Raw genomic sequence first — 8,334 nt, forward strand, 5'->3', positions numbered from 1 at the left:
GTGGGCCCGGCCGACGACCCCACCGCCCTCTGGCAGGCCGACGCGATGGCGCGGGGCCTCGCGGATGGTGCCCGCGACCTCGGGCTGGCCGTCACCGACGCTCACGTCCGCTTCCACCCCGCGGCCGGCGGGCCGTTCGGGCCGGTGCCGGTGGTCGTGGCGGCGGGCGTCCTCGACGACGTGGCGGCGCGGACGCCGATGGGTTTCGCGTTCGAGGGGGACGCGGTCGCGCTTCTCGGCGAGACGCGGGCGGAGCTGTCGGGCTCGGCGTGGGCCGAGGCGATCCACGACCATCTCGGTGGCCGGCCGCCGACGCCGAACCCGGCGGCCGAGCGCGCTCTGGCGAGCGTGCTGGGCGCCGCCGCGCGGCGTCGGCTCCTGACGTCGGCCCACGACCTCGCCGACGGCGGGCTGGCCCTGGCGCTCGTGGAGGCGTGCCGGCGTCACGGTCTGGGCGCCTCGCTGCAGTTGCCGGGCGGCGATCCCACCGTCGCGCTCTTCTCGGAGTCGCCCGCCCGGGTGCTGGTCTCCCTGTCGGGCGAGCACTACGCGGCGTTCGCCGAGCTGTGCACCGAGCACGGCATCCCGCTGGCGCGGCTGGGAGAAGTGGTCGATTCCGGTGAACTCGAGGTCGTCGGCCGGTTCCGGCTGGGCGTCAGCTCTGGAACAGGCGGAGCAGCGAGTTCTCGTGCACCCGCACGTCGGTGATGCGGTTGCCCGTGAACGCCCCGGCGCCGATGAGTTCGTTGAGGTCGCCGGTGTCGTGAAGGACGCCGCCGGTCTCGGTCGCCACGAGGGTCGGGTAGGCGGCGCCGGAGGCGAGCGGGTGTTCGGTGACGAGCTCGATCTCGCGGTCGTCAGAGTAGGGGCCGTCGAAGGCGACGAGTCCGTCCTTGATCATGACGATGCGGTCGCAGATGTCGGCCACGTCGGGGAGGTCGTGGCTGGAGAAGAGGACGGCCCGGTTCTCCTCGCGGGCGGCACGGACGAGGGCCTGCTTGACCATGTCCTTGCCGAGCGGGTCGAGGCCGACGAGGGGCTCGTCGAGCATGAGAAACTCCGCATCGCTCATCAACGCCTGGGCGAGACCGAGCCGCTGCTTCATGCCGAACGAGAACGTCTTCACCAGCTTCCGCTTCTGGGCGGACAGGTCGACCAACGCCATGATCTGGTCGATGCGCTGGGCAATGGCGGCCTTGTCGCGCCACCCGTGCGCGCGGAGCAGACAGGTGAGGTTGTCCTCCACGTTGAGGTAGTCGAAGAAGACGGCGGTGATGAGGATGCCGAACTCGCTGCGCAGCGTGCTCTCGGGCAACAGCGACTGCCTCTCGTAGGTGATGTCGCCGCTGGTGGGGTTGATGATGCCGGCGACGCAGTTCATGGTGGTCGACTTGCCGGCGCCGTTCTTGCCGAGCAGGGCGACGATCTCGCCGGGGCGCACCTCGAAGCTGATGTCGAGCAGCACCTCCTTGGCCCCGTAGCTCTTCTTGAGGTGATGGATCTGCAGCATGGCGGTTCCTCCTGGCAGGGGTGGCGGGTCAGAGATCGATCGTGGTGAACTGTCGGTGCGCCACGAGGCCGAGGGTCACCGCCCACACGGCGGTGACGAGCGCGGTCAGGGCGACGAGCACGGGCAGCGAATCGGTGAACAGGGCGATCGTGGGGTTGCCGGCGGTGGCGCCCGGCTGGGCGTCGTGGATGATGTCGATGCTGCGCACCAGGTAGAACGTCGGGATGAGGTAGGCGGTCGGGGCCAGCTGGCTCGCGAACGTGAGCACGACCAGGGCGACCGTTCCGGCGGCGACGGCGACGAGGGTCTTCGTGTACAGGCTGAGGACGACACCGATGAGCACAGCGACCACCAGGAACAGCGACGACTCGATGACGACCGCCGCGGCGTCCGGGAGGTCGGAGCCGACGGCGAACGCACCCGAGCCGATGCGGCTGTGGACGAGCAGGCCGTAGTAGCCGACCACGCACGCCAGCGCCTGCGCGGCCACGCCCACGAGCGCGAACGCCAGCACGGCCAGGATCTTGGCGGCGAGCTGCTTGGCGCGGTCGTTCACGCGGGGGACGTAGAGGAGGAGGGAGTGGTCCTCGACCTCGGAGCCGACCGCCCGCGCCGCCACGATGATGAGGAAGACGTAGCCGATGAACAGCGAGTGCGACATGAAGAACATCGTCTGGATGAAGGTCATGTGCGACATCGGGTCACCGCGGTAGGTGAATGATGCGCTGCCGCTGGCGAAGCCCACGCCGTACAGGATCGGCAGGAGTGCCGGCACGAAGTACAGGTAGCTCTCCTTCTTGTGCCACAGCTTGACGAACTCGATCCGCGTCAGCGCGGTGAGGGTGGCTTTCATGACCCGAGCGTCCTCCCCTGAACGCGCGGCCCGCACCGTCCGATCTTCGGCCTGGCGTGCTCCCTTCGTCGCTTCCGCCCGCGACCAAAGTCGCGCCGGCGGCGTCCGGGCCCGTTTGCGTGGTGGGACGCCGCAGGCGCGGCCCGCTGCCCTCCTACAGTGCGTGCCATGTCGGCCGCCCCCGCGTTGCTCGCGCCCCGCGCCCTCTACCCGCCGCCCGAGGTGACGCGGCGCGGCCGGTGGGTGCGCTACGGGGTGGCGGTGACGGTCGCGGCGGCGTTGACGGCGCTGCAGGTGGTGCTGTTGCTCGACCCGGCCCGGGCGTCGGCGTTGGATCCCCTCCAGCTCGCGGGCACCCTCGGGCTACCCCTGGTGGCCGGGGTGTCGATGCGGTTCCGCCGGCGGTGGCCGCTGCCCGTCGCGCTCGTGACCATGCTGTGCGGCTACGTGGCGGTGGGTGCGGCCGTGTTCGCCATCTGGGCGTACGTCTCCCTGTGCACGCGCCGCGACTGGCGCACGATCCTGCCGGCGGCCCTGCTGCAGGTGTTCCTGCCGCCCGAGGGACTGTCGGTGTCCACGACGGGGGCCGGGCAGATGGCCGGCGGCAACACCGCGCTCAACGTGGCGATCCTGCTCGGGTTCACGCTGTTGGGGCTGTTCCTCGGGTCGCAGCGGGACGTGCAGCGGTCGGCGTCCGAGCTCGCCGCGAACGCCCACCGGGAGCGGGAGCTGGCCGTGCTTGGGGAGCGCAACCGTATCGCCCGCGAGATGCACGACGTGCTCGCGCACCGTATGTCGCTGGTGTCGCTCAACGCGAACGTGCTCGCCTGCCGGCCTGAGGTGGATGCCACCGAGACCACCCGCATCGCGCACGTCATCGAGGAGAACGCCCGGGCCTCGGTCGCCGAACTGCGCAGCGTCCTGTCGGCGCTGCGTTCGAGGGAGGAGGGAACGGCGCCACAGCCGACGCTCGCCGCGCTGCCGGCGCTCGTCGAGGAGGCGCGCGCGGGCGGCCAACGGATCGAGGTGGCCGAGTCGCTCGGCGGGGACGGGGTCGCCGCAGTGCCCGCTCTCGTGGGGCGCCACGCCTACCGGATCATCCAGGAAGCCCTCACCAACGCACGCAAGCACGCCCCGGACGCCCCCCGTGCGGCTCCGGCTCGAGGGCGGCCCCAGCGCGGGGCTGCACATCACGGTGACCAACCCGGTGACGCGACGGAAGGCGTCCGTGCCCGGTGCGGGGCTGGGACTGCTCGGGCTGGGGGAGCGGTGTTCGATGCTGGGCGGCTCCTTCCGTGCGGGGGCGGCCGACGGCGTCTTCACCGTGGCGGCGCACCTGCCGTGGGAGACGCCGTGACCGAGCCGATCCGGGCGTTGCTGGTCGACGACGACCCGTTCGTGCGCAGTGCGCTCTCGATGCTGCTCGGGGCAGACCCGGGCCTCGAGGTCGTCGGCGAGGCGGCCGACGGCGACGAGGCACTTGTCGTGGCGGGCCGGGTGGCGCCCGACGTGGTGCTCATGGACCTCCGGATGCCGCACCGCGACGGCCTGTCGGCGACGACCGCGCTGCTCGCCCGGCCCCAGGCGCCGAAGGTGATCGTGCTCACCACGCTGGACTCCGACGACATGGTCCTGCAGGCGCTGGCCGCGGGCGCGGACGGCTTCCTGCTCAAGGAGAGCGCCCCACCGCGGATGGTGGAGGCGATCGAGGCCGTCGTGCGCGGGGAGCCGATCCTGTCGCCCGCCGTCACGCGCGCTCTCATCGTCGCCGCGACGCGGAGCGTCCACGACGACCGCCGGGCCGCGGCGCTGGCGTCCCTCGAACCCCTGTCCGACCGCGAGCGCGAGGTGGCTGTCGCCATCGGGCGCGGCCTGACCAACGCAGAGATCGCCGCCGAGCTGTACATGTCCGTGGCGACGGTGAAGGGCTACGTGACGCGGGTGCTCACGAAGGTGGGGGCGGCCAACCGCGTGCAGGTGGCCATCCGCGTCCACGATGCCGGGCTGGTCTGAGCGTTCCGCCGGGGTTCGCCGCGGGTGCCGGGCGGGCCGTCAGGATTCTGACCTACCTTTTCTTGGCACGTGCCACGATTTCCTATGTCAGAAACGTGCAGCCGGACGCCGCCGCCGCGGCCCGGGTGCCCCGGGGTGCCCCGTGTGCAGCTCCGTGCTGCCAAACGCGTCCCCCAGCGCCGGTTTCGCAGCATGGAACTGCACACACCTGGGCGCTGCGGCGCCGACGAGGCCGCGCGGCCCCGCGAGCCTCAGAGGAGCCCGCGTTCGTACGCCACCCGCACGGCCGCTGCCCGGTCGGAGACGCCGAGTTTGTCGTAGACGCGGGACAGGTGGGTCTTGAACGTGGTCTCGCTCACGTGTAGGCGGCCGGCCGCCTCGCGGTTCGTCCCGCCCGCGGCGAGCTCGCGCACGACGTCGGCCTCGCGGGCGGTCAGCGCGACGGGGTCGCTGCCCCGGCCGGTGAGGGCCGCGAGTGCCAGGGGGGACAGCACCGGACGCCCCGCAGCCAGGTCGCGCACCGCTCGCACCAGTTCGGCCCGGGGCGTGTCCTTGAGCAGGTAGCCGTCGGCGCCCGCGTTCAGCGCTGCCCGGATGTCGTGGTCGGTGTCGTACGTCGTCAGGACCAGGATGCGCGGCCGGTCGCCCGCCCCGGCCCGCAGCCGCCGGATCGCGTCGACGCCGTCGCCGCCCGGCATGCGCAGGTCCATGAGCACCCCGTCGGGGTCGTGCTTGCCGCTCATCGCGACGGCCTCCGGCCCCGACGCCGCCTGCGCCACCACCTGCAGATCGCCCTCGCGCTCGAGGATCGCGACGATCCCGTCCCGCACGAGCGGGTGGTCGTCGGCGATCACCACCCTGATCATGCGTGCTCCCTTCCCCCCGGCACCCATGCGATGACCCGCGTGCCTTCGCCCGGTGCCGACGCCACCTCCAGCCAACCACCCACGGACGCCATGCGGTCCCGCATCCCGATCAGGCCGAAGCCGCGCGTCACGGCGTCGGTGTCGAATCCCACCCCGTCGTCGGCCACCTCGACCCGGACGCCGTCGCCGTACGTCAGAGCGACGTCGGCCCGGCTGGCGCGTGCGTGCCGCGCTGCGTTCGCCAGTGCCTCTTGGACGATGCGCAGCAGCGCGTCGTCGCGCCCGGAGGCGGCGGCGACTCCGGTCACCCGCAGCTCCCCGTCGAGCCCGGACGCCGTCCGCCAGCTCCCCAGCAGGTCGTCCAGGGCCAGCGGCAGGTCGGCCGCGTCGAGCCGCGGGGAGGCCAACGCGCGCACGGCCCGGCGGGCCTCGGCGAGAGCCGCGCGGGCGGTGGTGGAGACGGTCGCCAGCCGGCGGTCGCGCGCCGAGGCGTCCGTCTCGTCGGAGGCGGCGTCGAGCTGGGCGATGATGGCCACGAGGTCCTGGGCGACCGTGTCGTGGATCTCGCGGGACACGCGGGAGCGTTCCTCGGCGATGCCCGCCTCCCTGGCCTGGGCCACCAGCTGGTCGCGCAGCGCGGCCGAACGCTCCTGCTCGGCGCGTAGATCGTCGTTCGTGCGCGCGAGGGTGACGAACAGGCGCTCCCGCTGCCGGTCGAGGCCGAGCATGAGCAGGGTCACCGCGAGGTTCACGGCCGCGAAGGCCGCGTAGACGAGGGGCGTGAAGAGCAGCGAGCGCGGCCCGCCCACCTGCGCCAGCGCGATGACGAGCGCCGTCGCGACGATGCCGGCGACCCGCGTGGACCGTGCGGTGAAGCGCCCCGACTCGTAGTAGCCCACGAAGAGGTAGAGCCCGAAGGCTGGCGACAGCCAGATGGCCGCCGCGGCGAGCACCAGGTTCAGCCAGAACAGGGCGGTGACGGCCCGCTCGCTGATGGCGGTGCGGGCGCCCGCCCACCGCACGGCGGCCATCGCGGCGGTGAGCACCCCGAGCAGCGGCAGGTCGGCCGTGCTCACGATCGGGACGCCGGCGTACGCCATCACCACCGCGGCCACCAGGCTCGCGCCGAGCAGCCCCAGGGTCACCGGCAGCCCGAGGGTGCGCATCCGGGTGGGGGGCGCTTCATGGGTCACGGGGTCCATCTTTGCGCTGATCACTCCCAACGGAAGGTGCGGATCGCGAGCCACGCGGCCGCCAGCGTCCAGCAGAGCAGCACCACGAAGGGTGGCCAAGCCGGGGCTTCCCCGAGTGCCGCCCCCAGCATCGCGCTCGTGGCGGCGCCGCCCGGCGTGAGGTCGGTGAGCACCCTCAGCCAGTCGGGGAAGAACGCGCGCGGCAGCCAGAGGCCGGCCGAGAACCACATCACGGCGGCGACCACGTTGCCGAGGCCCGCCGCCGCCTGCGGGGAGCGCACGACGGAGGCGAGCAGCGTGCCCAGGGCGAGGAACGCCCCCAGGCTGAGCACGGCGGCGAGCAACAAGATCCCGGGGTGCGCGGGGAGCCCCGCGCCCGCGAGCGCGGGGATGGCCATCAGCAGCGCCACGACCAGCAGACCCACCGCGGCGATCACGGCGAAGAGGGCGGCGAGCAGGGTCGACGGCGGGGCTGGGGTGGTGCGCAGACGGCGCAGGACGCCGGCCTGCCGGTAGCCGCCGAGGATGGCCGGCATGATCGTGAGGCCGAGGACGGAGGTGGCGAACAGCACGATCGTGGGCTGGTAGGTGCGTACGACCGAGAGGCCGCCGAAGTCGGCCACCGGCGTCCGGGCTGCCGGCACCGCCGTCATGACGATGATCGCGGCCAGCGGCAGCACGGCGCCGAACACGAGGGCGGCGGGCTCTCGCGACAGCAGCCGGGCCTCGTTGACGAGGTGGGCGCGCAGGATGCGGACGCAGCGGGCCGCGGGGAGCGTGGCGCAGGTGGTGGCGAGCGTGGTCATGACCGGTGTCCTTCCCGGGTGAGGGCGAGGTAGGCGTCGTCGAGAGAGGGGGTCGTCACGCGCAGCTCACGGGCGAGGATCCCGCGCGTGGCGAGGGCAGCGAGGACGGCTTGGGGCGAGGTCGCATCGCCCCGCACGACGATCCGGCCGCGGTCGACGCGGGCGTCGGTGACGCCGGCGAGCGTGCGGAACACCTCCGGGTCGAGGCCGGGTTCGGCGGCGAAGGAGGTCTCCTGTCCGCCTGTGCTCAGCGCGATCCGCTCGGGCGTGCCCGAAGCCACGACGCGGCCGGCCTCGAGGATCACGACCCGGTCGCAGAGGTAGGCGGCCTCCTCCATGAAGTGGGTGACGAGCAGCACGGTGAGCCCGTCGTCGCGCAGCATGCGGAGGTACTCCCAGATCTCGCGGCGGGCCGCCGGGTCGAGCCCGGTGGTGAGCTCGTCGAGGAAGGCGATGCGGGGGCGTCCGATGAGGGCGAGCGCGATCGAGAGGCGCTGCTGCTGGCCGCCGGAGAGCTTGTCGAAGCGCTGGTCGGCGTGGGCCGCCAGCCCGAAGCGCTCGAGGAGTTCGCCCGGCGGGCGGGGATCGGAGTAGAAGGCGGCGTAGAGGTCCAGGGCTTCGGCGACGCGCAGCCGGGCCGGCAGGCGGCTCTCCTGCAGTTGCATACCGAGCACCTCGCGCAGCGCGAGGGGGTCGCCCGCGGGGTCGACCCCGTCGACGCGGACGGTGCCGGCGTCGCGCGTGCGCAACCCGCCGATGCACTCCACCGCGGTCGTCTTGCCCGACCCGTTGGGGCCGAGGATGCCGACGATCTCGCCCTCGGCCACCGAGAGGTCGATGCCGTGCAGAACCGTCTTCGTGCCGTAGGACTTGGTGAGTCCGGTGACGTCGATGAGTGCCATGCCTCCAGCGTCGCCTCCGCCGGAGGGCGGCGCGTCCGCCGGACGGGCGCAACGGACCTCATCCGATCGGAGGAGGCGGCGTCGGGCGTCGGCAACGGGACGGGCGGGGTGAGCGGCGTACGCCGGCGGCGTCCGGGTTGCGTAGACTCACGCCGTGACCACCTGCGAGGCGTCCACGCGCGACCCGCTCG

The 8,334-nt window shown here is 73.0% G+C and carries 8 protein-coding genes; 2 read left to right on the top strand and 6 right to left on the bottom strand.

Annotated elements, in window-relative coordinates:
- The coding region (locus tag Q1K57_RS08445; RefSeq protein WP_300080926.1) for an AIR synthase-related protein at positions 1-708 on the top strand (708 nt) is incomplete at its 5' end.
- On the opposite strand, the gene Q1K57_RS08450 is transcribed toward Q1K57_RS08445, so the two are convergent.
- Both Q1K57_RS08450 and Q1K57_RS08455 read right to left on the bottom strand, forming a co-directional pair.
- Entirely contained in the window at positions 656-1,510 is an 855-nt protein-coding gene (locus Q1K57_RS08450; RefSeq protein WP_300080929.1) for an ABC transporter ATP-binding protein, read from the bottom strand. The genes Q1K57_RS08445 and Q1K57_RS08450 overlap by 53 nt on opposite strands.
- Before the next feature lie 28 nt (positions 1,511-1,538).
- Positions 1,539-2,363, bottom strand: coding sequence for a hypothetical protein (locus tag Q1K57_RS08455; RefSeq protein ID WP_300080932.1), 825 nt, complete (start codon positions 2,361-2,363; stop codon positions 1,539-1,541).
- Between the two features lie 168 nt (positions 2,364-2,531).
- Between Q1K57_RS08455 and Q1K57_RS15730 the strand changes: the two genes are divergently transcribed.
- A complete protein-coding gene (locus Q1K57_RS15730) occupies positions 2,532-4,376 on the top strand; it encodes a response regulator (protein ID WP_366525357.1) in 1,845 nt (614 codons plus the stop codon).
- Between the two features lie 251 nt (positions 4,377-4,627).
- On the opposite strand, the gene Q1K57_RS08470 is transcribed toward Q1K57_RS15730, so the two are convergent.
- Genes Q1K57_RS08470 through Q1K57_RS08485 form a run of 4 tightly spaced genes read right to left on the bottom strand, consistent with a single transcriptional unit; the run spans position 4,628 to position 8,143 of the window.
- Positions 4,628-5,242, bottom strand: coding sequence for a response regulator transcription factor (locus Q1K57_RS08470; RefSeq protein WP_300080935.1), 615 nt, complete (start codon positions 5,240-5,242; stop codon positions 4,628-4,630).
- The gene (locus Q1K57_RS08475; RefSeq protein WP_300080938.1) at positions 5,239-6,435 is read right to left on the bottom strand and encodes an ATP-binding protein; all 1,197 of its coding nucleotides are present in this window, start codon (positions 6,433-6,435) and stop codon (positions 5,239-5,241) included. The genes Q1K57_RS08470 and Q1K57_RS08475 overlap by 4 nt, the downstream gene beginning before the upstream one ends.
- A gap of 20 nt (positions 6,436-6,455) precedes the next feature.
- Positions 6,456-7,241: an ABC transporter permease gene (locus Q1K57_RS08480; RefSeq protein WP_300080941.1), complete on the bottom strand. Its 786-nt coding sequence runs from the start codon at positions 7,239-7,241 to the stop codon at positions 6,456-6,458.
- Positions 7,238-8,143, bottom strand: coding sequence for an ABC transporter ATP-binding protein (locus Q1K57_RS08485; protein ID WP_300080943.1), 906 nt, complete (start codon positions 8,141-8,143; stop codon positions 7,238-7,240). The genes Q1K57_RS08480 and Q1K57_RS08485 overlap by 4 nt, the downstream gene beginning before the upstream one ends.
- Between the last annotated feature and the right edge of the window lie 191 nt (positions 8,144-8,334).

It is taken from the genome of Propioniciclava sp. (assembly GCF_029977985.1).
Taxonomy (GTDB): domain Bacteria; phylum Actinomycetota; class Actinomycetes; order Propionibacteriales; family Propionibacteriaceae; genus Propioniciclava.